The following is a 26,468-nucleotide window of genomic DNA, read 5'->3' on the forward strand; positions in this document are numbered from 1 at the left end:
CACATAATATTTGGAGGAATAGCAAATGGATACGACGACAACTAGCACCACTTTTAATGATATTTTCAAATCAAGCTTTTTGGACAAGACCGAGAGCTTTTCAATCATTGACTCCCTAATAGGATTACTGTTGGCATTTGCCATCGGATTGTTCATTTACGTCATTTATAAGAAGACCTTTTCCGGTGTGATGTACTCACACAATTTCAATATATCCCTCATCATCATGACAATGGCCACGGCTTTGATCATCATGGGCATATCAACGAATATCGTTATCTCCCTTGGTATGGTCGGTGCCCTCTCCATCGTACGATTCAGAACGCCCATCAAAGATCCCATGGACTTGGTCTTCCTATTCTGGGCGGCGGCCTCCGGGATTTTATGCGGGGCAGGACTAATTCCGCTGGTTATCATCGGTGCAATCTTAATAGGTATCGTCATGCTCATATTTGCCAATCGGATCACTGTTGAAAATCCATTTTTATTAATCGTTAAATATTCAGATGCGTCAATTGAAAAAACGTTGGAAGAAATGATATCCAACAAGGTGAAAAAGCATTCCGTCAAATCGAAATCCGTCATGGCGGATAATAACCTCGAAGTGACATATGAAATTCGATTAAAAGATAATAATGCCCAATTCATTAATCAAGTCAAGGACATGAACAGCGTTCACTCTGCCATCATGTTAAGTTATGATGGCAACTTCACAGCTTAAGATAGATGGCGGACATAAATATCCATGCCCACCCCTCTATATAAGACTACAGGAGGAAGGAGCCAAGGCATGTTAAAAACAAGATATGTAGTAGCGACCATTGGATTATTGATAATGATTTTTATAGCAGTGCTATTTTTCCTTCCCAATCTTCAAGTTGAAAAAGCCACTAAAGGAAATACTTATACAGAATCTGTATTTGATCAAAGTAAGGTGACAACCGTTGATATAATATTGGCTGATGAGGATTTGGATTCCATCCTGGAAAACCCCACTGAAAAGGAGATCGTAAATGCCGATGTAACGATAGATGGGGAGACGGTTAAAAATGTGGGATTTCGCACCAAGGGAAACCTTTCCTTGAATTCCGTTGTTCAAATGGGAGATTCCGATCGTTACAGCTGGAAGATAGACTTTGATTATTATCAGGAAGATCAAGATTTACACGGCCTGAAGAAGTTGGCCCTAAACAATAATTACAGTGATCCAACCTATATGAGAGAATACCTTTCCTATGAATTAATGGACAAGATGGGCATAGCGACTCCTGGACATTCCTATATGTACGTGACCATCAACGGAAAGGAATGGGGCCTTTATCTAGGGGTGGAAGCTATAGAAGAAACCTTTCTAAACACCAACTTCACTGATGGCACAGGCGATCTATATTATCCGGATGGTACGGGAAGCGATTTAAAGTGGATCAGCGAAGACATTGATGACTACACAGGAATAAACTTGAAAACAAACGATAATTCGGACCAATCAGCCATGATCAAAATGCTTGATAGCATCAATAATGGTGGGAATCTGGAGGAAGTCCTGGATGTCGATGAGATGCTGCGCTATTTCGCAGCCAATACTGCCCTTGTCAACCTCGATCACTATCAAGGAGATAAAAAGCACAATTACTACCTGTATGAAGAGAACGGGGTCTTTTCGATATTGCCTTGGGACTATAATATGTCATTTGGCGGTTATTCCGGAGGCGGCGGGCGACTGGCGGGCAACTCTGATCAAGAAACCGCTGACCAAAAAGATGGAACGGCTGCTGAGGGTAACGCCGATGGCACTAAGCAGGATGACAAGGAACTCCTTGGAGGGGCACCGAATATGAACGGTGGCGGAATGATGGATATGAGTTCAAATTTCATGAATGAAAGTAATATCAACTTCAGCATTACCGAGCCTGTTTCAGGTACGACCCTTGAAGAGCGCCCTTTATTGAATTCCCTGCTTTCCAACGACGAGTACCGTGAAAAATATTATGATTATCTAAATGACATTGCCACAGATTTTTTCTCTGAAGAAAATATGACAGCAATGACGACTGAAATTTCTACTTTGATCACACCATATGTGAAAAAGGACCCGACCAAGTTTTATACAATGGACGAGTATACAGAAGCAACGTCAGGCGAGGAAACCCTGGTTGACTTCGCTGTCATACGTGCTGAATCAATCTTGGCACAGCTTTCAGGAGACCTGGTCGTGGAAGCCGAGACAGAAAGCAGTATGGGCGGCGGAGCTCCTAATATCGCCGATGACGCAAATGCAGGTCAGCAACCACCAAACATGGGCGGCGAGAATGGGGCGGCGATGCAGCCTCCTGACATGGACCGGGGCGGGAATGGTGCACCTCCTGGTATAACAGGGAACATGGCCCAAAAGGGGGCAGGTAACAGCAGCTCCTCAAAAGATACGATCATTCTATCTTCCGTGCTTCTAATCTTATTATTAGGTGCAATTGCTTTCGCCCACTTCTTTAAACGAAGAGGTAAAAAAGGATGATAGACTATCCCCCTCCAATACGAAAAAGGTATTTCAAAATATTCGGGATATCTTGCAAAAGAGGTTCTATCTAAATTTTATAACAAAGTTGATTGGAGTGTAAGGTGCGAGACTCCTGCGGGAAAAGCGCGTCTAGGGGAGACCCCGCAGGCTTAAGCCGAGGAGGCTCCCGGACCGCCCGCGGAAAGCGAGTACCTGGAGGGGAAATCAACGGTCAAATTGTAAAAGCCATAAAAAAACTGTGGGCAAACTTTATTTTCATCGAGTTTATCTACAGTCTGAGGTATCCCAATTTATTCGGGATGCCTTTTTTATTGATGTAGCCTATGCCTTTTCCGGGCTATTCCTACACATTTGAATTATTTTTAGCTGCTAATCAATATAAAATACCCTTATTTGGTATAAAATAGTAAAATAGAGAGGTAGATGAACCTCTATCCTGAGGATTGTTCACTTGTTTATCATTTGATTTTAGTGGGTAAAGATTTCCATTATTACTTTATCCGATCGCATTAGTTTCACTTTTGTTAAAACAGGTCGGTGTCAGGGGGGGAACGGATGAAAAGAAATCATACGATGATGCAATTTTTTGAGTGGCATCTTGAGGCAAATGGTTCTCATTGGGAAAGATTGAAATATGCAGCCTCCAAGTTGAAGGATATAGGAATTGACTGCGTTTGGCTTCCGCCAGTCACCAAAGGGCAATCCGTTGGGGATAATGGATATGGAATATATGACGGTTACGATTTGGGGGAATTTGACCAAAAAGGAACCGTTCGTACCAAATACGGGACGAAAGATGAATTGCTGCAGGCAATAGCCACCTGTCATAACTACGGACTTTGCGTTTATATCGATTTAGTCATGAACCATAAGGCAGGAGCTGACGGAACCGAAAAATTCGAGGTGATTGAAGTCAATCCAGACAACCGTATGGAAGATATCTCAGAACCATTCGAAATGGAAGGCTGGACAAAATTCGATTTTCCGGGACGTAAAAATAAATACTCTGACTTTAAGTGGAACCATACTCATTTCAATGGTACAGACTATGATGCCGAAAACGACAAAATGGGCGTATATCGCATCACAGGCGAAAATAAGCACTGGAATAAGCATGTCATCGATGAATTCGGAAACTACGATTATTTAATGTTTGCCAACATCGATTACAGCCTGCCGGAAGTTCGTCAGGAAATGATTAGCTGGGGAAAATGGATGGTTGATACGTTAAAATGTGATGGTTTTCGTTTGGACGCCGTTAAACATATCGATTATGAATTCATCAATGAATTTCTCCAAGAACTCATTCCTTATACAAAGGAACATTTTTTCATGGTCGGCGAATTTTGGAAGGCGGATGTTAAAGCCTGTCAAACTTACTTAGACCAAACCAATCATGACCTCAACTTGTTCGATGTTTCCCTGCATTATAAATTTCATGAGGCCTCAAACGCAGGAACAGACTTCGACCTCTCAACCATCTTTGATGATACCCTCGTCCAAACCAATCCTGCAGAGGCTGTCACTTTTGTCGATAACCATGACTCCCAGCCTCATGAATCACTGGAGTCTTGGGTAAAGGACTGGTTCAAGCCATCGGCATATGCACTTACCTTGCTTAGACTTTGCGGCTATCCGTGTGTCTTTTACGGGGACTATTATGGAATCGGCGGACCTTCTCCGGTGCCTGGGAAAAAGGATATCCTGGATCGACTATTATATGCTAGGTATGAAAAAGCTTACGGAGAACAGACCGACTACTTTGATGATCCAAATACGATAGGCTGGGTCCGGCACGGAGTTGAAGAGCTAGAAGGCTCGGGGTGTGCGGTCATTATCTCTAATGGAGATCACAACAGTGAAAAAAGGATGTTCGTCGGTGAACATCGGGCTGGTGAAATCTGGAGTGATTTAACTTGTCATAGAGATGACCACATTACCATTGAAGAAGATGGGTTCGCAACATTCCCCGTTCATGGGAAAAGCGTATCCGTATGGGCCTTGAATAATCCACTCTAAAAAGAGATAGCAAGGAACGGCATGTCTTTTGCAGATATGCTGTTCTTTGCTGATGACACCACCCTAGAAGATTTGGAAAAAGATAATTTTTCCATTCTGGACAATCATGGTAAGATAAGGGAAAAAGGAGTTGAAGGAAAAATGAAAAATGAAATCATTGAAAGATTCACTTCTTATGTGAAAGTGGATACCCAATCGAATGAGGAAAATCCCTCTTGCCCCTCTACTCCCGGACAGTTGACCTTGGCAAATGCATTGGTCAAGGAACTTCAATCCATTGGGATGAAGGATGTGACAATTGATGGGAACGGCTATGTGATGGCAACATTGCCAGCCAATTCAAATAAGGATGTCCCGACAATCGGTTTCTTGGCCCATGTCGATACAGCAACGGATTTCACTGGAAAAGATGTAAAACCGCAAATCGTTGACAACTATGATGGCAAAGATCTTACTTTACATGAAAAATTGGATGTCATTCTTTCACCTGATGATTTTCCTTCGCTTAAGAACTATAAAGGGCATACCTTGATTACAACGGATGGGACAACCCTGTTGGGAGCTGATAATAAGGCTGGAATTGCCGAAATCATGACTGCCATGGATTATTTGATCCAGCATCCGGAAATCAAGCATGGAAAAATCCGTGTTGCTTTTACTCCCGATGAGGAAATCGGAAGGGGACCCCATAAGTTTGATGTAGATGCTTTTGATGCCCAATTTGCCTACACCGTGGACGGTGGCCCACTTGGAGAACTTGAATATGAGAGCTTCAATGCAGCATCGGCCAAAATCCTGATCAAAGGGACGAATATTCACCCTGGTACGGCTAAAGGAAAAATGGTCAACTCAGCCAAAATCGCAATGGAATTCCATAATAAGCTCCCAGTGGCAGAAGCACCGGAATATACGGAGGATTACGAAGGATTTTATCATCTGCTTTCATTTCACGGTGACGTGGAAGAGACCAAGCTTTCTTACATCATCAGGGATTTCGACCGCCAAAAATTCAATGACCGCAAGGAATATATAACAAAAGTAATCGAGGATTTAAAAGAAAAATATGGGCAAAACCGGATCCAGCTTGAATTACACGACCAATACTTCAACATGAAGGAAAAAATTGAGCCCGTGAAGGAAATCGTGGATATTGCCCATGAAGCAATGGAGAAACTCGATATAAAACCGAAAATCTCACCAATACGCGGTGGTACGGATGGTTCTCAATTATCGTATATGGGCCTGCCAACACCCAATATCTTTACGGGCGGGGAGAACTTTCATGGCAAATATGAATTTATTTCCGTCGATAATATGATACTGGCCACTAAGGTGATCGTTGGCATTGCATCGCTTTTTGAAGAAAAGGCAAAGTAGCATGATACCTGTTTATTGAAAAACCCCCAGACTCCATGTCTGGGGGTTTTTCAATATTAAGCGCGTGTCCAGTGACGGTGCTTGGCAATTGCCTCGATAAAGGCATAACCACTATTTTTATCCGTAATAGCTACAATGCCTCCGGCTGGATCATTGGAAACGATGCCTGCCTTCGATAAGATCTCGGCTCCTTCTTTTCCCGCTCCAATCGCTTTGAAATGATTGTAGGCTTCATCAACAAAGTGAATGGGTTCCTTGGACGCCTTTAAGGCATCGACACTCTCCTGGCCTCCTGCCACATATACAGCATCGAAAAGTACCGAATCGGCTGTCAGGAATGTCTGATTCACCTCGACCTGCTGTCCTTCAGAACTTGTAATCAACCCACGATTAATGCTGATGATTTCAGCCGTTATACCTGCAGATTTAAATGATTCCAAGACTTGATCAACCTCCGGCCCGTTGAAACCATCTGCGGCCAGGATTGCCACTTTTCTTGTTGCGGCCGTGTTCACTTTCATTTGCTCCTGGCTTAAAGCTGGAGAAGCCAAGTCCATTTTGACCTCACTTTTGTTGGATGGAGGCTTCACGCCCACTCCAATAGCGATCGTTTTGGCCAGTTCGACATCTACATTGCTGAACATCTCGACAATTTGCTGCTGAACGTCCTTATTTTTCACTTTTCCCACTTCAAAGTGGAAAGCCTGTATAATATGCTCCTTCTCCACTTCCGTCATGCTATTCCAAAATAGTTTAGCCTGGCTGTAATGATCCTTGAAGCTTTCACTGCGCTGCCGGACCTTTCTGCCATCGACTTTTTCCTGGTAATGTGCATAGCCGCCTTCCTCTTCCGAAGCAGGTTCAGGAGAGTTGCCTGCAAGGGAATTTTTGTGGTAGCTGACCGGCCCTGGATTTATTGACATTCTGTGCATGCCATCGCGCTGATTATTATGGACGGGGGCAACCGACCTATTAATCGGAAGCTCATGGAAGTTCGGTCCTCCCAATCGGGATAGCTGGGTATCGGTGTATGAGAATAAACGTCCCTGAAGCAGCGGATCATTTGAAAAGTCAATACCAGGCACAACATGCCCCGGATGGAAAGCTATCTGTTCCGTCTCTGCAAAAAAGTTATCCGTATTTTGGTTCAAAACCATTTTTCCGATTATTTTAACCGGGATTTGTTCTTCCGGCCATAGTTTAGTAGGATCAAGGATATCAAAGTCGAATTTGAATTCATCTTCTTCCTTAATCATTTGGACGCCAAATTCAAATTCAGGATAATTTCCGGTATCTATCGCTTCCCACAGATCTTGGCGGTGAAAATCAGGATTCTTCCCTGCAATTTTCTGTGCCTCATCCCAGACAAGGGATTTAACTCCCAGTAGAGGCTTCCAATGAAATTTAACGAAATGGGCAACGCCTTGTTCATTTACAAAACGGAATGTGTGGACACCAAACCCTTCCATCATCCGGAAACTTCTCGGTATGGCCCTATCAGATAGATGCCACATGACCATATGTGCCGTTTCTTCATTGTTTGCGACGAAATCCCAAAAAGTATCATGGGCAGACGCGGCCTGAGGTATTTCATTATGAGGCTCCGGTTTAACCGCATGGATTAAATCCGGGAACTTAATGGCATCCTGGATAAAAAATACCGGAATATTATTTCCGACCAAATCATAGTTTCCTTCCTCCGTATAAAACTTTGTAGAGAATCCCCTTACATCACGGACCGAGTCTGCCGATCCGCGGGAACCTGCCACAGTGGAGTAACGAACGAATACTGGTGTCTTGACTGAAGGGTCTTGAAGAAACTTGGCTTTTGTATATTCGGTCATCGGTTCATATACCTGAAAATATCCATGTGCTCCCGATCCACGCGCATGGACAATCCGCTCGGGAATACGCTCATGGTCAAAATGAGTCATTTTTTCACGAAAATGAAAATCCTCCATCAAAGTTGGACCACGGGTTCCCGCTTTTAAAGAATGCTCATCCTCAGAAACACGCAAACCTTGGTTAGTCGTCATCTTTTTCCCATTATCGTCCACTCGATATTGATCCAACTGCTGCTGCTTACTTTGCTCATCGATTCTTCCGCTTTCATTTGCTTTCGTCATCCCACTCATTCCCCTCCATGTCTAAGAATTCAGATTTAATCGTGTTGTTTATTGTCTACAGGATCGTTGACCTCCACTCCAGGCACTCGCTTTCCGCGGGCGGTCCGCGAGCCTCCTCGGCGCCTTTGCGCCTGCGGGGTCTCCCCTTGACTCGCTTTTCCCGCAGGAGTCTCGCACCTTACGTTCCAATCAACTTTGTTTTAAAATTAGATAAACCCCTTTTTTCTACAAACAGATGTATTTATTGTTTCGAAATAATTGCGTCATCCTTCCTCATATACCACTCTGTTTTAATGGATAAACAGAATTTGGAGAAAGAATCTTAACCTCCTCATAAACAAAAAAACTACTATTTCAGTGAGGACGGATCATTTCGGGGGAGGTCGAATTTTCCCCCGGTGGGTCGAATCATCTGTGTATAGGTCGAATTTTTTCCGGCGGACTATCAAAACGTAATATGAACGATGTCTATCTAGACGTTTTCCAATTAAATTATCACTAGAAAAGAATAATAATATACAGACTAAATGCCTAATATTAATAATTTTTCTTAATATTTTTGCTGTAAATATAGGTTCAGGTCCATTTTTTTATTCAAATGCATTAACATGGTTATAATTCATCAGAAGATTTCGGAAAATATTTTGAGGGCGAGCTTTTTTAGAAGATCTACTTTAGGGGTAGTAAAAAAACGATGGGTGGATTGATATGACAAAATGAAGTATTTAAGATATTTATTATATTTAATTATTACGAGTGTAGCGTTCTATTATGTATCCATGTCCATAACTCAGGATAAAAGTTTGGTAGGAATAATAATAGGTTTTATAATAATGTTTGTAATTGTTTTCCCTATGATGTATTTAGAATTTATAAAATTTCAAAAAAAATAAAAGAAGCTTTTTTTAGCAAGAAAAAAGCGGTGGAGGTTTACTCTCAAAACTTCCACCACCCCACTTTTTTCTACAGGAACGTTGTTTTCCACTCTAGACACTCGCTTTCCGCGTGCGGTCCGCTCTCGGCGCCATTGCCCTTCGGGTCTCCCCTGGACACGATTCCCCCGCAGGAATCTCGTTCCTTACGTTCCAATCAACTTTTTTAAAAACTAGATAGAACCCCTTTTGCCTACAAACAAACAGAACCAACTTTAATTGGTTATCCTTAGTTAGATAACCCTCCCGCTTCTTTCTCTTTTAGTTCTTAAAGGCCTCTGAAACCTTCAAAAGCTTGCCTTTTACTTTCGTATTTTTCATCACTTTCAAGACAAGCGGTCCCTTTTCATTCAATATTTCCACATAAGAAACATTATCCTGGATCGTAATGATCCCGATGTCCTCTGCATTCACTCCATCAATCTTAGCGATGGTTCCGACAAAATCCACAGCCCTGAGTTTCTTTTTCTTGCCGCCATTAAAATACAGCTTCATGATTTGTTTATTCAATTGTTCACTTTTATCTTTTTTGATCTTTGGACGAGCTTCCAGTTTCGCTTCGAATTCCATTTTTTTATTGGAGACTTCCTCTTTTGAAGGAACAGTCATCTTAGGGATTTCAAAACCGATATAGCTTTGAATCTCAGTAAGGAATTTGTCTTCGTACGGCGTCACAAAAGTAATGGCCTTTCCTTTTTTACCGGCTCGTCCCGTTCTTCCAGTCCGATGTACGTAACTTTCCTTTTCCAATGGCAGGTCATAGTTAATCACATGGGTTATATTGTCGATGTCAATTCCACGTGCAGCAACATCTGTCGCAACCAAATAGCGGAATTCACCTCTTCTGAATTCATTCATCACTGCAAGGCGATCTTCCTGAAGCATGCCGCCGTGAATCATATCACACGGATATTCCAGTTCCAGCAGCTGTTCACATACTTGGTCCACCCTATCTTTTGTCCGGCAGAAAATGATACAGCTATCGGGGTTTTCCGTGATGGTGACGTCTCTAAGCAGGGAAAACTTATCATCTTCCTTCACTTCAATAAGAGCATGTTCAATTTTCTCCGTCGTTAATCCCTTTGCTTTGATTTCAATATCCAAAGGATCTTTCATATATTGCTTGCATAGCTTTTTTATACTCTCAGGTAACGTAGCAGAGAACAGCATGGTTACTCTATCTTTCGGAAGCTCTTTAATAATGGCTTCCACTTGTTCAATGAAGCCCATATTCAGCATTTCATCCGCTTCATCAATAACTAAATGAGTTAAGCGTTCCAAGGCGAATGTCCCTTTCTCGATATGATCCAGAACACGCCCCGGGGTTCCAACGACTACATGGCTTTTTTGTTTCAATTCCGCTTTTTGCAGTGCGAATGGATGTTTTCCATAAACCGCAGTAGCCTTTATCCTCTTAAATCTGCCAATATTCGTAATATCCTCTTTAACCTGCACGGCAAGCTCACGTGTCGGTGTTAAAATAAGCGCCTGAGGCTTATTCTCCTCCCAATCGACCATTTCGCAGATCGGTATGCCGAATGAAGCGGTCTTGCCGCTTCCCGTTTGCGATTTTACGACAAGATCACGCTTTTTCAGCGCCACTGGAATCACTTCACGCTGTACCTCGGTTGGACGATGATATCCCAAGCTTTCTAATGCCCTTACAATTTCATCGCTTAATGTATAATCAGTAAAACTTAATTCATTCATATAACAGCCTCTTTTGTTGTTTAGTATGTTGCCTTATTGTTTCCATAATCGTAATTTCCTTATACAGATTTCTATTATACGCGATATGCATCGATAAACCTTGTAATATCCAAATTCAATTGCTTTATTTCAATATAATGAAGCGTCCGTCTTCATTAAAACAAGGGTCATCAGGATCTCATGATCAGAGTTAATCAAAATGGACCCTGCTTCTTTCAATATGCTAAAATATGTATGAAATTGCGTAAAAATAGGGTGTAGATTCTAAACCGAAGTCCAAAAGGAGAGCTGATTTATGATAATCGTAACGAATAGAATCAGAGTCAAAAAAGGGATGGGGGCAGTCATGGCCCCAGGATTTACTGCACCAGGTCCACTTGATACTATGGAAGGCTTCGTAAAAGTTGAAGTATTATTAACGCAGAATTTGTCGGATCACGATGAACTGAGCGTTAATATGTACTGGGAAAACCTAGATAACTTTACTGCTTGGAGAAATAGCGATGCATTCAAAGCTGCACATAAACGGCCTGAACCAGGTTCCGGTGAAGCAAAAAAAGAATCTCCAATTCTAGGCAGCGAGCTTACTACTTATGAAGTCGCCTCAGTAAAAGAAATAGCTAAATAATAAAATCACACCAAAAGAGGCCGCAAAATATGCGGCCTCTTTTTGATGGGGTTTCTGGCTTGGGTCTCTCTTAATAAATTATTGGGCTTCAGCTTTCTTGATTTGTTTACTTCTAAGCTGACCGCAAGCCGCATCAATATCCGTTCCATGTTCTTGGCGGATTTTACAATTGATGCCTCTCTTTTTCAGCGTATCATAAAACGAGAGAACGGACTCTTTTTCACTTCTTTGGTATTGGCTATGCTCATCTACAGGATTATATGGGATCAGGTTGACATAGAGCCGATGTTTTTTGTCATCAAGAAGATCGGCGAGTTGCTCGGCTTCTTCTTGATGGTCATTAACATCTTTCAATAGGATATATTCGATCGTAATTCTCCTATTCGTTTTCTCTAAATAATAATCAAGAGATTTCATTAATTTTTCTATCGGTATACCTCGGTTTATTTTCATGATTCGTGTCCTGAGTTCATTATTCGGCGCATGTAATGAGATGGCCAGATTCACCTGTAATTGGGTATCGGTAAATTCATAAATCTTATTGGCAAGACCGCTCGTTGAAACAGTAATCCGCCTAGCAGCGATAGCAAGACCCTTATGGTCCATGAGCACCTTCAAAAAGTCTATCATGTTTTCAAAGTTATCGAACGGTTCGCCAATCCCCATTACAACAACATGACTTACAACATCCTCTTGTTCCAATTTATCCAGATGCAGTTGAACGTTCATGATTTGTTCCACTATTTCCCCGCTGGATAAATCACGGCTTTTGGCCAATAATCCACTTGCACAGAAACTGCAGCCAATATTGCAGCCCACTTGGGTGGTGACACAAACCGAAATTCCGTATTTATGTCTCATCATGACCGTTTCGATAAGGTTTCCATCCTGTAATTTAAACAGAAACTTGATCGTACCATCCGCTGATTCTTGCTTAACGTGCTCAGTCAAAGTCTGGATGACAAAGTGCTCTTCAAGTAATTTTATGCAGTCTTTATTAACATCCGTCATTTCAGAGAAATTCGTCACACGTGTTCTATAAAGCCACTCCCAAACTTGGGAAGCTCTGAATTTTTTATGGCCATGGTCCGAAAGCCACGCTGTCAATTGTTCGAATGTTAAACCATAAATGGACTCTTTATTCATTCGTTACCCTCTTTTCATTACATTAAGATTTAATATGTTAACCTCGGAATCAGTTCTTTTATTTATGATATGGTTCATTTCTATTTATCCGATAAGCCCGATATATTTGCTCCACAAGAACCAGTTTCATCAATTGATGCGGAAAAGTCATTTTCGAGAAGGAAAGGGCATAATCGCTTCTTGATAACACCTCGGTGCCAAGTCCAAGCGACCCGCCAATAATAAAGGCAATTTTGCTCTTTCCATAAGTGGCGAGCTGATCCATATGAGTGGCCAGCTGCTCTGAAGTAAGCTGTTTTCCATTGATTTCAAGCGTTATCACGTAGGTGTCCGGGCTGACTTTAGCCAGAATTCGTTCACCCTCCTTTTGCTTTACAATGTCCATGTCCGCTGCACTCAGGTTCTCCGGAGCTTTTTCATCCGGTACTTCAACAAGTTCTATATTAGCATAGGCACTTAACCTTTTTGTATATTCAGCAATACCTTGCTTTAAGTATTTTTCCTTTAGCTTGCCAACAGTAATAATCGTTATTTTCATATATATCCTCTAACTTTCATTATGGTTTTACTATCAGTTGTCGGATTTGCCTACCTATTATCATACCTTACAGTGACCTATAAGCAAAACAAGCATATCCTTTCCAATTTTTAATGAAGGGGTTCCATGACCCTTCAAATAAAAACCGCTGCCCCTGAAATCGGCAACGGTAAAAAATTTCAATCGATCAAGTTAAGATCCGATAAAGAATTATGCTGGATTTCCAAGGATCCACTTTGCAACAGAGCTTCTTTTATTTGAACAACAAAAAGCTTGAAACAATTCCACCCTCAGGTTCATTCTTCGAAAAATGTTAAGAACAAGTTAAGAACAGGTTACAAACATGTTATCCACAATAGTTATCCACATATCCACAAAATCTATCCACATCTTGTATGGGAATATTAGTTCCCTACTAGATATATTGCCACGTTTCGACAATATTCACAGGTTGTTGATAACTGATTTTCTTCAGGAACCAGCGTTAAAACAGGATAGGTTTCACACTCGTATACCACTTCATCCAGCGCCATGTCAACATGCTCCTGACAGCAATATAATTTCATCTTTCATATCTCCTTTCTCTCTCATTTCATTATTCCAAGTACTTCTGTTCCCAATTATCCACAGGTTGGGTGAACTCCATTAATTTCTTTATATATCCACAGGTAATCGTAACAAAAAATAAGAAAATCGCAAGGAAATATAAAGGACAGGAAGCATGCCCGCCCCCTGTCCGTTTGCGTTTTAGATTTCGCTGCTTGAAAGCGTGACTTCCGTAGTTGCCTTCTTTCCGTCACGGTAATAAGTGATTTTAACTTTATCACCGACTTGTTTTTCATTGTAAAGGTATTTTCTTAATTCGACGACATCATGGATTTTTTCATTATCCATTCCAACTACGACGTCAAATTCCTTCAATCCTGCTTTGGATGCTGGAGAGTTGCTTTGAACGCCTGTTATTGCAACGCCAGAAGTAACTTTCCTTGGCAGCTTTAATGTATTTTGTTGATGGTATTGGGAAATTTCTTCTACAGATGCTAAGTTCACACCCAAGAAAGCACGTTTCACTTCACCAAATTCCTCTATATCATTAATAATCGGGATAACTGAATCGATTGGGATGGAAAGACCGATTCCTTCCACTGCATTTTCTGCAATCTTCATCGAATTTATTCCGATGACCTGCCCTGACATATTAACGAGTGCCCCCCCGCTGTTACCTGGATTAATCGCTGCATCGGTCTGAATGACCTCCGCATTCCAATCCACTTGGCCGTCCTCATTGATATCGACCTCTATCGTGCGCTCCAAACCGGAGATGATTCCTTGTGTGATCGATCCAGAGAATTGAAGGCCTAGTGGGTTACCAATGGCAATTACAGGCTCACCAGGTTTCAATTTGTCGGATTTTCCGAATTCTGCAATGGTTTTGATTTTATCACCATTCACGACAATGACGGCTAAATCTGTCCATGGGTCACTGCCTTGTAGTTCAGCTGGCAATTTAGTGCCATCACTTAATGTCACTTCCAGTTCATTAGCGCCTTCAATGACGTGATTATTCGTGACGATATAGGCCTTGCCGCCATCTTTTTTGTAGACGACTCCCGAACCTGTGCCGGCTTCTGCCGAACTGTCCTCGGCGTTGCTCCCTTGACCCCAGAAGTTCGTTTCCTGAATGTTTGTGATGCCGACCACTGCGTCGCTGGCTTTATCAACGGCATTGGTGACGGCACTTGTTACATCAACAGTAAGGTTTTGCTGAGCCTGCTCCGTGGACTCACTTCCCGTTGATTTTTCGGTTGTAATTTCGTTATCATCGTTATTTAACAGTCCACTTCCCGGAAAGGCTAATAAAATAAGTAAGGCCCCGATAATGGCGCCCCCCAAGCCTGCTAGAAAATAGCTCGTATGGCTCTTTTTCCGTTTATTTTGGTTCTCATCATTCTGATCATAATAACCCAAGACCGCCCCATCCTCTCATTTTAGGAATGAATTATAGCAATTCTATTGTTTGGTATCCTCCCTCAATTATACTCAATTACCGAATTTTTTCTAAAAAAATGCATGCTTTTATTTAAGGGAAAACTTAAAATTGACTAATATACAGCCATTTTTCTTTTACCTATACAGTTCTAACCAAACGATACCCCTTTTAATCCGATTCGTAACTTACGAATCGAAATTTTTAAAAATAAAAAGGAATGGACAAGGTATCCCTCATCCATTCCTTTTATTTATAATGTAACAAGTTCCGTTGGTCTTTTCGGGTCAGTATCATATAAGGAAAATTGTTCACCTACGATGATCCCCTTTGTCTTTAACGTTTGTTCCACCGACATTCTTGCTAGATCCTTCATATTGTTATCAAGGCTTAAGTGGGCCAAGTAAATCCGCTTGGTCTTATCACCGGCCACTTCACTCATGGCAAGGGCGGCGTCTTCATTACAAACATGTCCGACATCACTTAATATCCGGCGCTTGATGCTCCATGGATATTTACCCATCCTCAGCATGGACACATCATGGTTACTTTCGAATACATATGCATCGGCATTAGAGATGATTCCTTTCATCCGATCACTTACGTACCCTGTATCGGTAATGACCACAAGTTTCTTATCGTCATGATGAAACACGTAAAACATCGGCTCTGCCGCATCATGTGAAACGCCGAAAGATTCTATATCAAGGCTGCCGAACGTTTTGACCTGTTCCATTTCAAATGTGAATTTTTGTTCGGTTGCAATTTCACCGATCGATCGATCCATGGCATTCCATGTTTTTGCATTCGCATATATCGGGAGTTTATGTTTTCTGGCAACCACGCCAAGACCTTTAATATGGTCGCTGTGTTCATGGGTAACAAGGATACCGGATAGCTTTGACATATCACGGCCTATATCCTGAAACAACGCTTCCAGGGCTTTACCGCTTAAGCCGGCATCGACGAGGAATGATTGATCCTCCGTTTCCACGAAAAAGGCATTTCCTGTACTCCCGCTTGCGAGAACACTAAAATGCATTGTCATCTATACTCACTCCAGTATTTTTTCTTCTGTATTCAATTCAATGACCTCTCCATCAAAAGCGTTCACGAAGAGATCCGTTTCGTCATCAATGACCACCCACCATGTTGGCACAAGTAAATGTGACACAGATGTCGTCTGCAGCGAATTGTAAAAACCTAATTTTACATTCGTGACTTTGCTTTTGGGAGCAATATCATCATTATCATACAATGCTCCAATAGCAGTTAAAGCAGATACCAATTCTTTAGGTTTGTTGAATTTTTCGATCCCCTCTAAATACATCTGTTCATAGGAGACGATTTCACCCTTCTTGTTCAGATATAAAGTGACCTTACCCTTACTATTATTATAAAACATCTTTTTATCTGCCACTTGATAGCAGGTGATGGTCTGGCTTATTTCATCATAGCTCCAAAAATGATACTCGCTTCCATTTAATATATACTCCTTCAGGAATATATCAAGGTCTGCAGCATTAATTTCCGCTTTCATGCCAACCGGTATCTTAAATGTACCCACAAGCTTCTTATCATCGATGATTTTTGCTTTTTGATTCTTTAGGTGCTGTATATCTTTCTTCTCGAAGGTCTTGCTTTGGGCAATCAGGAATTGATCCTTCAACTTTTGTTTCGGAAGTGGGGTTTCTATTGTAATCTCATCTTCTTTTAAAAGTTCATCCGTAAGGGGCTCCGTAAAGCTTTCTAATTGGGAGTCATTAATCTTTTCCAGGAATTGATAAAGAAGAAAAATATTCAAAATGAAGAAAACCATGATGAATATCGACTTTGTATTATTCCAATCCACTTTGATCGCCTCCTTCTTCAAAAGGCACAATAAACCATTTATCGCCGATACGATAATACCAAGTGGGCTCGAGTGTAACTAGAGTCACAAGTTTGGAATCGAGGGATTTATTCAATCTATAACCAATCGAGATGTCCTCCACGCTTTTGAAATCGATATTATCTTTCGATTTCAGCTTATTCAATACTTCTTTACCGCTTGGTAAAGTCTTTGGTGATCCTTCTGACGGGAGGACTGAGTCAAGTGAAAAGTACGGGCGGTCATAGCTATAAATTTCTTCTTTCCCCCAAATTTGCTCGATTTCAGTCATTCCATAATCATTGAAAGCCGGATAACCATTCACGAATAAGCGAAATACCACTCGTTGTTCATTCTCCGACATATAGGCAAAGCGGTAATTGTTATCTTCCCAACCAGCATGATCATTGATGAAATCGATGCTTTTTTGCAGAAGGTCACTGGACCTGCCAAATAACTTTTGTGCCGGATTGATATAAGAAATTAAGTAATTCTCTTTATTGACCGTCATAAGTCTTGTTCCATCCGTGTATTCCTCACCGACCGAAACGGATTCCTGGCGTACGAACTTCGGATAGTTAAATAACGCATTTTTCAAGTTTCCAATATCCAAATAGTCAATATAATATTCAAGTCTGTTGATCTCCACTGGGTTTTCCGGGACGAACAGCGTCCTTTTGCTGTTTATCGTTTCGGCCGTGTATTCAGGGTGCTTATCGTAGGAACCCCTATAAAATGAATCCATGAAATTCCTTAGTTTTTTAGAGTCCACCATAGCTTGATAAATCTTCTCTTGATCATAGGAAACAAAATAAACGGCAGATTCATTACCGCTGATATCCTTTTGTTTAATGATGATTCGATCAAACGAAAATTCAGGCACTTCCTTATCCGTTATATTCAATACCGTTTTATAAAGAGCGATGGGAATATCATCGGAAAATTCGATTTCAATCGACCCATCTTCATGGACAAAATCGTCAAATTTCCTTTGCAGCCTTTTTACGGATACCTCTTTTAAGCCTCTGAAACGCCATTGCGAAAATTGTTTTTCCATTTCATTAATTTCTGCCGGATTGGAAGTCTGGAAATGCTGCCCATTGCCATGGAAAAGGATACTGACTGGTTTAATGACATCACTGACAATCTGGACATCGCTTTTAATCTTTATAAATTCCGACGATTGTTCAAATAGATCATATTCAGGCTCGTAAGTCCAAATGCTCCATGTCAAAAAAATGCTTGTCCCAACCAAAATAATCAGTATGATACTTTTTGCACGTTCAAAATTCATGACCAATCATCCTCTTCTTCCTGTTCGTAAGGAAGTGTAAAGAACACGGTAGTTCCTTTTCCATCCACACTTTCCGCCCATATTTTCCCGCCATGCGCCACGACCATCTCTTTTGCAATCGCTAAACCAAGCCCTGTCCCGCCTAAGTTACGGGCCCTTGCTTTATCCACACGGTAGAAGCGGTCGAAAATTTTATCAATGACGTTTTTCGGGATACCCACTCCTTGATCTGTAATGCTCACAATGATAAAGCCATCAGATGCCCTGACGCGGAAAGTCACTTGACCCCCTTCAGGCGAGTACTTTAATGAGTTGGAGATTACATTATAGAGAACCTGGGTAATTTTATCTTCATCAATATCCACAAAATAAGCTTCCTTCGGCAAATCACGCTTAAACGTGATGTCATCATTTTTCGTCATTTCAAAACGATCGATGATGTGGTCATAGAATTTATTGAAATTCACCCAGCCTGTTTTAAGCCTGTAATCTTTACTGTCCATTTTCGAAAGCTGTAACAGATCATTAACAAGCCTGATCATTCGCTCCGTTTCATTTTGGGTCACACTTAAAAAGGATGGAGCGATTTCCTCGTCCTTCCATGCACCTTCAGCCAATGCCTCCAGGTAACTTCTCATCGTCGTTAGCGGAGTTCGCAGTTCATGTGATACATTGGCAACAAATTCCCTGCGTTCACTCTCGATTTTCTCTTGCTCTGTTATATCATGCAAAACAGTAATCAAACCATTAACGAATCCCGTTTCCTTTTGAATGACCGAAAAGTTCCCCCTCAAAATGAAAGGCCGATTTTTTTTGCTGTAATCAAGGATTACGGACTCTCGCTCTTCCAGTAAATCATCAAATTTATATTCTTCTTCAAGACCCAAAACCTCAATGATCGGTTGATTCATGACGGTTTCACGCGAGACATTCAATAATTGTGCCGCAGGTTCATTAATCAAGTTCACCCGACCGCGCCTGTCCGTTGAAATTACGCCATCCGTCATATTGGCCAGTACAGATGATAGCTTCCGCCGCTCTCCTTCTGTACTTGATTGCGACTCTTGAAGCTTTTTGGTCAAATTATTGAAAGTGACGGCAAGCTGGCCAATTTCATCATCGCCATATACCCTGACTTTTCTGGAGAAATTCCCTTTTGCCATCACCAGGGCCTGTTTTCTCATATCAGACATTGGTCTAGTGATCGTTCGTGCGAGCAGGATCCCCAAGATCGCCGTAATGACTAAGGCGATGGCCGTACCCGTCATGAAGATGCTATTGATTTCATCCATCTGCTCAAAGACATTTTCCATCTCAGCTATTACATAGACGGCACCAATGACCTCCCCATTTGCTTCAACGGGTGTCGAAAGGACCCAGAGCCGCCTGCCTGTTTTCTTATCCCGAAATATATCATTATCTTCTTTTCCATAAATGAGCGTATTCTTGATAAGGACCTCTGTTGTCTTCTTCCCTACAATATCCTGGTTACCTCGGGCTGAAGTACCGATCACGCGTCTGCTGCGGGTGTCGATGACACGTACTTCCGAAATATCATTCGATGAATTATCCCGGTCTTTCAATATCGTATCAATCGCTTCTTCGAGGGTTGGATCTTCCTCTCCCCTCTCTTTTTCCATTTCTTCACCAATGCTGTAGGTAAGCAGGTTAACGTGGCCTTTTATTGATTTCGTAAAGTTCCCGACAAGATTTTCTTCCAATTCCCCAACAAAATATACCCCGATTATTTGCATCGCCACGAAAATGAGCAAAACATAAATCAGAACAAATTTAAAATGGATTGAGCGAAAAAAACCAACCTTTTTCATAGAAACTACTCCTGTTCAGGGTTACGCAGGTAATAACCGACCCCTCTTCTAGTTACAATCCAGCCAGGATGGCTTGGATTGTCTTCAATCTTCTCACGAAGACGTCTGACCGTTACATCGACCGTCCGCACATCCCCGAAATAATCATAGCCCCACACGGTTTGCAATAAGTGCTCCCTTGTCATGACCTGACCGATGTGCTTCGCTAAGTAATGAAGCAACTCAAATTCGCGATGCGTCAATTCAATCGTATCGCCCCGCTTGGATACCACATAGGCATCCGGATGGATTGTGAGCGTTCCTATCGTAATTTCCTTCGGTTCATTTTCTTGATCGGGAACCGGAACAGCTTGCTGACGTCTTAGGTTCGCCTTAACGCGGGCAATTATTTCCCGGGTACTAAAAGGCTTTGTCACATAGTCGTCTGCACCAAGCTCCAATCCTAAGACCTTATCTATCTCTGAATCTTTTGCCGTTAACATGATGATCGGCGTTTCATACTTCTTTCTTACTTCCCTGCAAACTTCCATCCCATCGCGCTGCGGCAGCATGATATCAAGTAAAATCAAATCAGGTTGCCGTTCTTCTACCATTTTGAGGGCTTCATTGCCATCATAAGCACAAAAAACTTCATAGCCTTCTTTTTTTAGATTGAATTGTAATATATCAGCAATTGGCTTTTCGTCATCCACTACCAGAATCTTTTTATCCATGTACTTATCTCCTTTTTAATAACTGAACTGAATCTATTAAAAACCGTGTCCTTATCCGGGACCTCATTCACTTTTCCTCTGCTTGCACCAATCTTCGCAACCTGTTTCAGCAAAGTTATATATATATACCCAATAAAAGGGGCTGAACACCGGAATGAAAGCAAATTGTCTCTATTCTACTTTATCATTTTATAGGCATTAAATCACCTTTTTCCTATTATTCTCATCTATGTATGAAGCAGAAGAAGTCTTCGAATATTTTTCGAAGACTTCCACCGGTTACTGACTTATATAGTTTAGCGGATTAATGAGAGATCCATTTTTATATATTTCAAAATGGAGGTGGACACCAGTCGAGTGCCCTGTTGAACCCATCATGCCGATTTTCATGCCTTTTTCAACCTTTTGTCCTGCTTTTACATCTATTGAATCCAAATGGGCATACACTGTCTTATACCCGTTATTATGATTGATCGTTATCTTATTTCCATATCCTCCGGAGTTTCCGGCAGTTTCGATTATCCCATGATCTGCTGCCGTTATGGTCCTGGTGGTCGGACGGGCAATATCAATACCTTTATGAAGTTTCCCCCAGCGCTGGCCCTGCTTACTGGAAATATAACCCCCATCTGCAGGCCATGAATATGTACCGCTTCCCTGTGAAGGAATGACCTTGGTGCCTTTTCTGGTGATTTCCGTTTCGGCTTTTTCCGTGACTTCTTTTTTTACGATCGTTTCACTGATTTTCTTTCCGTTTGTTTCAGTTACATTATAGGTGAACGCAAGAATCCCCTCATTCCCCATTTGATCAGTAATGATTTCGCCCTTTGGAAGTTCGTCATCCTCCTTCACTTTCTTTTGAAAAGGAATTCTCTCTTCTTTAAATACTTCTCTTTCTACCATTACGTTCACATAGGGGGTACGCTCGGTCACATAGAGACGCTCGCCCTCTTTAATACCTTTATTCTCATCCTGTCCCGGATTCAGCTCCAGCAGTTGATCCAGGTCCATATCATGGCTAGTGGCAATGGCTTCAAGATCTTCATCTTCCTTAGCCTCATAGATCGTCGTTTCTTCCTTTCCTTCTTCTATCATGGAAAGGGTTTCATCGACGCTCTTGATTTCGTCTGGATATACCATTGTATTTATAGACGTAACTGGAAGTGAAAATTCGATGTCCAGAATTCTGCTTCCTGGCTCTTTTAACGGATCCGCATCTTTTTCACTTTCTTTTTTACCTGATTCGTATTCAGCGTATTCCTCTTCATCTACATATAATAAAGTGATTTTCTCCAGAACATCCTCGGCATCTTCCTTTGACGCAACGTAAGCGACCGCCTGATTATCTATGTCGATTTCATACGCCTCTGCCTTCACATTCAACTGATCTTGAATTCCCTTAACAGCCTGATCCTCTTTTACCTCTTCATCGAATACCTCTTCAGGTACAAAAGTCAGCTGTTTCTCCTTATCGAATGTAAAGTCAGGATAATCTTCCTGTGCTTCTTCCACTTTATCGGCTACGATCTTTTCGATTTCCGTTTCATCCGTGACACTTCCGACGAACTCATCGTTAAGATAAACATGCTGTATGGTTGCAGTTTCCGATAGCCCAGCAGCAGTTGCCCGATTTCCTGCAAGCACTAAAATGACGGAAACCATCAACAGGATGATCCCCTTACCTTTTGAGCTAAACATATATTGTCCTCCTTAACGGCTCAGTCACCAATTAAGAAACTAATCAAATTTATTTTGAGTTTTATTAGTCCAATTTAAATATCCACATGCTCATGACTGATTGCTATAATGATTTTTATCACTCATAACTCTACCATATTAAGAAAAAAAACAAGAAACAGACTTCATAATGTAATAGAACTGTATAAATGGTGACAACATGTACCAATAAATATGGTAGTGGGAAAGGTTCAATAAACTGCGGAAAAAGGGGTGGACCTAAGCCCAGTAAGGTTAATAGCGAGTTATATGACAAATTGGTCCAAATTGGTATGTTACAAATCGTTAACAATCTATTAACAGTATTTCATTCAAAATACATCTGAATGCAAACAAAAAAACGCCCTAAAGGAAAGGCGTTTATAAAAGGATGGCTCAGGACGGAATCGAACCGCCGACACAAGGATTTTCAGTCCTTTGCTCTACCGACTGAGCTACTGAGCCAAATATTCTATTTTAGAATAAAAATAAAATGGCGGTCCCGACGGGAATCGAACCCGCGATCTCCTGCGTGACAGGCAGGCATGTTAACCGCTACACCACGGGACCAGTAAAGCATTTATATATAAAGAAGTGACCCATACGGGATTCGAACCCGTGTTACCGCCGTGAAAGGGCGGTGTCTTAACCGCTTGACCAATGGGCCGGAAAAAATGGTGAGCCATGAAGGATTCGAACCTTCGACCCTCTGATTAAAAGTCAGATGCTCTACCAACTGAGCTAATGGCTCGTTCTAATGAAATGTTTCTTTGCATGATGTGAACTTAACATCTGCAGCTTGTTAATGGCTTGTTCTATTGTGACGACGCTTTTGATAATATCATGGTTAGTATAGTTTAGGCAATAGTTTTTTGAAATAAAATTATTTTTTTCTTATCTTTTTCATTTTCCCTACAGTTTAACCCATTCATTCGGTATCCCGGACCTCCCGAATGTGACAGATGATGCATTAATCTAAATAACAAAAGAAGAGCCGGCAAAAAAAGCCAGCTCTTTTTTCATGAATTACGCTAGACGCCAAGGGCTTCTCACGACATTAGTTTGGTTACGGTCAGGACCGACAGAGAAAGTAGTCAAAGGAATGCCTACCAATTGAGATACGCGCTCTACATAGTGGCGAGCGTTCTCTGGAAGTTCATCCAATGATTTGCAGCCTGTGATGTCTTCTGACCAGCCTGGCAGCTCTTCATAGACTGGTTTACATTCGCCAATCGCTTTCAAAGTTGCTGGAACCTCATGAATGATCTCGCCTTTGTAGTCATAAGCCACACAAATTTTGACCGTATCAAGACCTGATAATACGTCAATCGAGTTCAATGATAAATCGGTAATCCCGCTGACACGGCGAGCATGGCGAACGACAACAGCGTCAAACCAGCCTACACGGCGAGGTCTCCCCGTAGTCGTACCATATTCCCGGCCAATTTCCCGGATTTGGTTGCCGACTTCATCATGTAATTCTGTAGGGAAAGGACCATCGCCCACACGGCTTGTATATGCTTTACATACTCCAACCACATGGTTGATTTTCGTAGGACCTACACCAGAACCGATCGTAACTCCACCTGCAACCGGGTTAGATGAAGTGACGAATGGGTATGTTCCTTGATCGATATCAAGCATAACACCTTGTGCCCCTTCGAATAATACCCGTTTTCCTTCATCAAGTGCGTCATTCAATACAACGGATGTATCACAAACATATTTCTGCACTTGTTGTCCGTACTCATAGTATTCTTCCAAGATATCTTCGATTTTGAAACCTTCCGTTTCATAGAAACGTTCGAACATACGGTTTTTTTCGACAAGATTTTGAGATAATTTTTCCTCGAAAATTTCACGGTCCAAAAGGTCTGCCATGCGGATTCCGTTACGAGCAGCTTTGTCCATATATGCAGGGCCGATTCCCTTTTTAGTCGTTCCAATTTTGTTGGCGCCTTTACGGTCTTCTTCGACTTCATCCAATTTGATATGGTAAGGAAGAATGACATGTGCACGGTTCGAGATACGAAGATTATCCGTACTCACCCCATGGCTATGTAAATAAGCAAGCTCCTCTACAAGAGCTTTTGGATCAACCACCATACCATTTCCAATGACACAAATCTTATCACTATAAAAAATCCCTGACGGAATTAAATGCAGTTTATAGGTAACGCCGTTAAATTTTATTGTATGCCCTGCATTATTTCCACCTTGATAACGAGCGATGGCTTCCGCATTCTGGGATAGAAAATCTGTTATTTTACCTTTACCTTCGTCTCCCCATTGTGTACCGACTACTACAACTGATGACATCTGAATAAAGCACCTCCAAAGGTTCACGTAATACCGATCATTAACCGGTTCTTATCAAACAAACCTATTTTATCAATAATCCAAACTGGAAGTCAATACAAAATCCGAACAATAAACTTTTTAAAAAATTCTTTGTTCGTAAATATAAGAAATTTCTTTCCGTTTTTTTTGGATTGTCAAACATTATTGTACCCTCTGATTTCTTTTTCTATTATCATAACGGCCTTTCTTTTTCCCGAAACAGAGAAAGCCCGCCATCACATGAATGGCAGGCAGTTTTCTATGCGCCGGGAGACATCGAATCATCATCGAAGCGGCGTTCGAGGTTAACGAATTTATTATATTCTTTCACGAATGCAAGCGAAACCGTGCCTACCGGACCATTACGCTGTTTCGCTATAATGATTTCAATGATATTTTTATTCTCGGATTCTTTATCATAATAATCATCACGGTATAAGAATGCTACGATATCAGCATCTTGCTCGATACTCCCGGATTCCCGGATATCAGACATCATCGGGCGCTTATCCTGACGTTGCTCCACTCCCCGCGATAGCTGGGAAAGGGCGATGACGGGCACTTTAAGTTCACGGGCGAGCGCTTTGAGTGAACGTGAAATCTCGGATACCTCTTGCTGACGGTTGTCGCCTGAACGACCATCGCCTTGAATTAACTGCAGGTAATCGATCAATATCATGCCAAGGCCATGTTCCTGCTTCAAACGACGGCATTTTGAACGGATTTCACCAATCCTCACACCAGGGGTATCATCGATATAAATGCCGGCATTCGACAAGCTTCCCATCGCCATCGTCAGTTTACGCCAATCCTCATCAGTTAAGGAACCTGTCCGTAAATTCTGGGCGTTGATATTCCCTTCAGCACAGAGCATACGCATAACGAGCTGCTCTGCACCCATTTCAAGACTGAAAATCGCTACATTCTCCTCCGTTTTGGTAGCAACGTTTTGAGCGATATTCAATGCAAAAGCGGTTTTACCAACCGAAGGACGGGCACCCACTATAATGAGGTCATTACGTTGGAACCCTGCTGTCATTCGATCCAGTTCAGCAAACCCTGTCGGTATTCCCGTGACATCCCCTTTACGGGTAGTCAAGACTTCTATGTTATCGTACGTCGCTACCAATACATCTTTAATATTTTGAAAAGACCCGGAATTTTTACGCTGGGCCACTTCCATGATCGTTTTTTCTGCTTCCCCGAGCAGCTCCTCGACCTCGTCCTCGCGACTGTAGCCTTCCTGAGCGATGTTGGTCGCTGTCCTGATCAAACGACGCAGCAATGACTTCTCCTCGACGATGCGGGCATAATATTCAATATTGGCCGCGGTAGGCACCGATCCGGCCAATTCACTTAAATAAGAAACACCGCCAACTTCTTCAAGGTTTTTTGTCGCAGCCAGTTCCTCTGTCACCGTAATCAAATCGACAGCTTTTCCTTCGTCATTCAATTTAAGCATCACATTAAAAATCTTTTGATGAGAGCTTCTGTAAAAGTCTTCCGGAATCAAAACTTCCGATGTAACGGTCAATGAAGAGGGCTCTAGAAAAATGGCTCCCAGTACAGCCTGTTCGGCTTCTATATTTTGAGGGGGAATCCTATCCTGAAATTGTTCTATCATATCTTAAAACCTCCCAATCTAAGAGGATACCTTTTATATGTTTCTAGTAAAAAAGAAAAAAGTGAAAGGACAACATGCCCAATCACATTTTTCGTCTATCTCTA

19 protein-coding genes and 4 tRNA genes are annotated in these 26,468 nt (G+C 41.7%); 5 read left to right on the forward strand and 18 right to left on the reverse strand.

Features of this window, described 5'->3' with window-relative positions; genetic code table 11:
• Nucleotides 1–25: 25 nt before the first annotated feature.
• From ABOA58_RS27510 to pepT, 4 genes are all read left to right on the forward strand, one after another.
• Nucleotides 26–721: a DUF4956 domain-containing protein gene (locus ABOA58_RS27510; protein WP_350300799.1), complete on the forward strand. Its 696-nt coding sequence runs from the start codon at nucleotides 26–28 to the stop codon at nucleotides 719–721.
• Between the two features lie 69 nt (nucleotides 722–790).
• Nucleotides 791–2,512: a CotH kinase family protein gene (locus ABOA58_RS27515; RefSeq protein ID WP_350300800.1), complete on the forward strand. Its 1,722-nt coding sequence runs from the start codon at nucleotides 791–793 to the stop codon at nucleotides 2,510–2,512.
• A 558-nt stretch (nucleotides 2,513–3,070) separates the two neighbouring features.
• Nucleotides 3,071–4,534 (forward strand): alpha-amylase, encoded by a 1,464-nt coding sequence (locus ABOA58_RS27520; protein ID WP_350300801.1) that lies wholly within the window; start codon nucleotides 3,071–3,073, stop codon nucleotides 4,532–4,534.
• Between the two features lie 141 nt (nucleotides 4,535–4,675).
• The gene (gene pepT / locus ABOA58_RS27525; RefSeq protein ID WP_350302983.1) at nucleotides 4,676–5,911 is read left to right on the forward strand and encodes a peptidase T; all 1,236 of its coding nucleotides are present in this window, start codon (nucleotides 4,676–4,678) and stop codon (nucleotides 5,909–5,911) included.
• Nucleotides 5,912–5,967: 56 nt separating this feature from the next.
• Here the strand turns inward: pepT and ABOA58_RS27530 are convergent, their stop codons facing one another.
• Nucleotides 5,968–8,037, reverse strand: a complete 2,070-nt coding sequence (locus ABOA58_RS27530; RefSeq protein WP_350300802.1) for a catalase — start codon at nucleotides 8,035–8,037, stop codon at nucleotides 5,968–5,970.
• A 1,193-nt stretch (nucleotides 8,038–9,230) separates the two neighbouring features.
• The gene (locus ABOA58_RS27535; RefSeq protein WP_350300803.1) at nucleotides 9,231–10,679 is read right to left on the reverse strand and encodes a DEAD/DEAH box helicase; all 1,449 of its coding nucleotides are present in this window, start codon (nucleotides 10,677–10,679) and stop codon (nucleotides 9,231–9,233) included.
• A gap of 295 nt (nucleotides 10,680–10,974) precedes the next feature.
• On the opposite strand from ABOA58_RS27535, the gene ABOA58_RS27540 reads away from it, so the two are divergent.
• On the forward strand, nucleotides 10,975–11,307 hold the full coding sequence (locus ABOA58_RS27540; protein ID WP_350300804.1) for a heme oxygenase: 333 nt from the start codon (nucleotides 10,975–10,977) through the stop codon (nucleotides 11,305–11,307).
• Nucleotides 11,308–11,385: 78 nt separating this feature from the next.
• Here the strand turns inward: ABOA58_RS27540 and rlmN are convergent, their stop codons facing one another.
• From rlmN to dnaB, 16 genes are all read right to left on the reverse strand, one after another.
• Complete coding sequence (gene rlmN, locus ABOA58_RS27545) at nucleotides 11,386–12,453, reverse strand: 23S rRNA (adenine(2503)-C(2))-methyltransferase RlmN (RefSeq protein ID WP_350300805.1); 1,068 nt, start codon at nucleotides 12,451–12,453, stop codon at nucleotides 11,386–11,388.
• Nucleotides 12,454–12,511: 58 nt separating this feature from the next.
• Complete coding sequence (gene rlmH, locus ABOA58_RS27550; RefSeq protein WP_350300806.1) at nucleotides 12,512–12,991, reverse strand: 23S rRNA (pseudouridine(1915)-N(3))-methyltransferase RlmH; 480 nt, start codon at nucleotides 12,989–12,991, stop codon at nucleotides 12,512–12,514.
• 404 nt (nucleotides 12,992–13,395) lie between these two features.
• Nucleotides 13,396–13,557 (reverse strand): CxxH/CxxC protein, encoded by a 162-nt coding sequence (locus tag ABOA58_RS27555; protein WP_065310847.1) that lies wholly within the window; start codon nucleotides 13,555–13,557, stop codon nucleotides 13,396–13,398.
• A 181-nt stretch (nucleotides 13,558–13,738) separates the two neighbouring features.
• Nucleotides 13,739–14,959, reverse strand: coding sequence for a S1C family serine protease (locus ABOA58_RS27560; protein WP_350300807.1), 1,221 nt, complete (start codon nucleotides 14,957–14,959; stop codon nucleotides 13,739–13,741).
• A gap of 272 nt (nucleotides 14,960–15,231) precedes the next feature.
• Nucleotides 15,232–16,026 (reverse strand): MBL fold metallo-hydrolase, encoded by a 795-nt coding sequence (locus tag ABOA58_RS27565; RefSeq protein ID WP_350300808.1) that lies wholly within the window; start codon nucleotides 16,024–16,026, stop codon nucleotides 15,232–15,234.
• A 6-nt stretch (nucleotides 16,027–16,032) separates the two neighbouring features.
• Entirely contained in the window at nucleotides 16,033–16,830 is a 798-nt protein-coding gene (locus ABOA58_RS27570; RefSeq protein WP_350300809.1) for a two-component system regulatory protein YycI, read from the reverse strand.
• Nucleotides 16,817–18,142, reverse strand: a complete 1,326-nt coding sequence (locus ABOA58_RS27575; protein ID WP_350300810.1) for a YycH family regulatory protein — start codon at nucleotides 18,140–18,142, stop codon at nucleotides 16,817–16,819. The genes ABOA58_RS27570 and ABOA58_RS27575 overlap by 14 nt, the downstream gene beginning before the upstream one ends.
• The gene (gene walK, locus ABOA58_RS27580; RefSeq protein WP_350300811.1) at nucleotides 18,139–19,971 is read right to left on the reverse strand and encodes a cell wall metabolism sensor histidine kinase WalK; all 1,833 of its coding nucleotides are present in this window, start codon (nucleotides 19,969–19,971) and stop codon (nucleotides 18,139–18,141) included. The genes ABOA58_RS27575 and walK overlap by 4 nt, the downstream gene beginning before the upstream one ends.
• A 5-nt stretch (nucleotides 19,972–19,976) precedes the next feature.
• The gene (gene yycF, locus ABOA58_RS27585; RefSeq protein WP_034316131.1) at nucleotides 19,977–20,684 is read right to left on the reverse strand and encodes a response regulator YycF; all 708 of its coding nucleotides are present in this window, start codon (nucleotides 20,682–20,684) and stop codon (nucleotides 19,977–19,979) included.
• A 279-nt stretch (nucleotides 20,685–20,963) separates the two neighbouring features.
• The gene (locus ABOA58_RS27590; RefSeq protein WP_350300812.1) at nucleotides 20,964–22,382 is read right to left on the reverse strand and encodes a M23 family metallopeptidase; all 1,419 of its coding nucleotides are present in this window, start codon (nucleotides 22,380–22,382) and stop codon (nucleotides 20,964–20,966) included.
• Nucleotides 22,383–22,792: 410 nt separating this feature from the next.
• A tRNA-Phe gene (locus ABOA58_RS27595) sits at nucleotides 22,793–22,865 on the reverse strand.
• 29 nt (nucleotides 22,866–22,894) lie between these two features.
• Nucleotides 22,895–22,970, reverse strand: a tRNA-Asp gene (locus ABOA58_RS27600).
• 25 nt (nucleotides 22,971–22,995) lie between these two features.
• Nucleotides 22,996–23,067: transfer RNA gene (locus ABOA58_RS27605), tRNA-Glu, on the reverse strand.
• A gap of 8 nt (nucleotides 23,068–23,075) precedes the next feature.
• Nucleotides 23,076–23,151, reverse strand: a tRNA-Lys gene (locus ABOA58_RS27610).
• A 275-nt stretch (nucleotides 23,152–23,426) separates the two neighbouring features.
• Nucleotides 23,427–24,719, reverse strand: coding sequence for an adenylosuccinate synthase (locus ABOA58_RS27615; RefSeq protein WP_076368493.1), 1,293 nt, complete (start codon nucleotides 24,717–24,719; stop codon nucleotides 23,427–23,429).
• Nucleotides 24,720–24,999: 280 nt separating this feature from the next.
• A complete protein-coding gene (gene dnaB / locus ABOA58_RS27620; RefSeq protein WP_063234298.1) occupies nucleotides 25,000–26,364 on the reverse strand; it encodes a replicative DNA helicase in 1,365 nt (454 codons plus the stop codon).
• Between the last annotated feature and the right edge of the window lie 104 nt (nucleotides 26,365–26,468).

It is taken from the genome of Peribacillus frigoritolerans (assembly GCF_040250305.1).
Taxonomy (GTDB): domain Bacteria; phylum Bacillota; class Bacilli; order Bacillales; family DSM-1321; genus Peribacillus.

Bases quoted from the DNA above. Each gene is read 5' to 3' on its own strand.
- ABOA58_RS27510 (WP_350300799.1), top strand. From the start codon at position 26: ATGGATACGACGACAACTAGCACCACTTTTAATGATATTTTCAAATCA.
- ABOA58_RS27515 (WP_350300800.1), top strand. From the start codon at position 791: ATGTTAAAAACAAGATATGTAGTAGCGACCATTGGATTATTGATAATG.
- ABOA58_RS27520 (WP_350300801.1), top strand. From the start codon at position 3,071: ATGAAAAGAAATCATACGATGATGCAATTTTTTGAGTGGCATCTTGAG.
- pepT (WP_350302983.1), top strand. From the start codon at position 4,676: ATGAAAAATGAAATCATTGAAAGATTCACTTCTTATGTGAAAGTGGAT.
- ABOA58_RS27530 (WP_350300802.1), bottom strand. From the start codon at position 8,037: ATGACGAAAGCAAATGAAAGCGGAAGAATCGATGAGCAAAGTAAGCAG.
- ABOA58_RS27535 (WP_350300803.1), bottom strand. From the start codon at position 10,679: ATGAATGAATTAAGTTTTACTGATTATACATTAAGCGATGAAATTGTA.
- ABOA58_RS27540 (WP_350300804.1), top strand. From the start codon at position 10,975: ATGATAATCGTAACGAATAGAATCAGAGTCAAAAAAGGGATGGGGGCA.
- rlmN (WP_350300805.1), bottom strand. From the start codon at position 12,453: ATGAATAAAGAGTCCATTTATGGTTTAACATTCGAACAATTGACAGCG.
- rlmH (WP_350300806.1), bottom strand. From the start codon at position 12,991: ATGAAAATAACGATTATTACTGTTGGCAAGCTAAAGGAAAAATACTTA.
- ABOA58_RS27555 (WP_065310847.1), bottom strand. From the start codon at position 13,557: ATGAAATTATATTGCTGTCAGGAGCATGTTGACATGGCGCTGGATGAA.
- ABOA58_RS27565 (WP_350300808.1), bottom strand. From the start codon at position 16,026: ATGACAATGCATTTTAGTGTTCTCGCAAGCGGGAGTACAGGAAATGCC.
- ABOA58_RS27575 (WP_350300810.1), bottom strand. From the start codon at position 18,142: ATGAATTTTGAACGTGCAAAAAGTATCATACTGATTATTTTGGTTGGG.
- walK (WP_350300811.1), bottom strand. From the start codon at position 19,971: ATGAAAAAGGTTGGTTTTTTTCGCTCAATCCATTTTAAATTTGTTCTG.
- yycF (WP_034316131.1), bottom strand. From the start codon at position 20,684: ATGGATAAAAAGATTCTGGTAGTGGATGACGAAAAGCCAATTGCTGAT.
- ABOA58_RS27590 (WP_350300812.1), bottom strand. From the start codon at position 22,382: ATGTTTAGCTCAAAAGGTAAGGGGATCATCCTGTTGATGGTTTCCGTC.
- ABOA58_RS27615 (WP_076368493.1), bottom strand. From the start codon at position 24,719: ATGTCATCAGTTGTAGTAGTCGGTACACAATGGGGAGACGAAGGTAAA.
- dnaB (WP_063234298.1), bottom strand. From the start codon at position 26,364: ATGATAGAACAATTTCAGGATAGGATTCCCCCTCAAAATATAGAAGCC.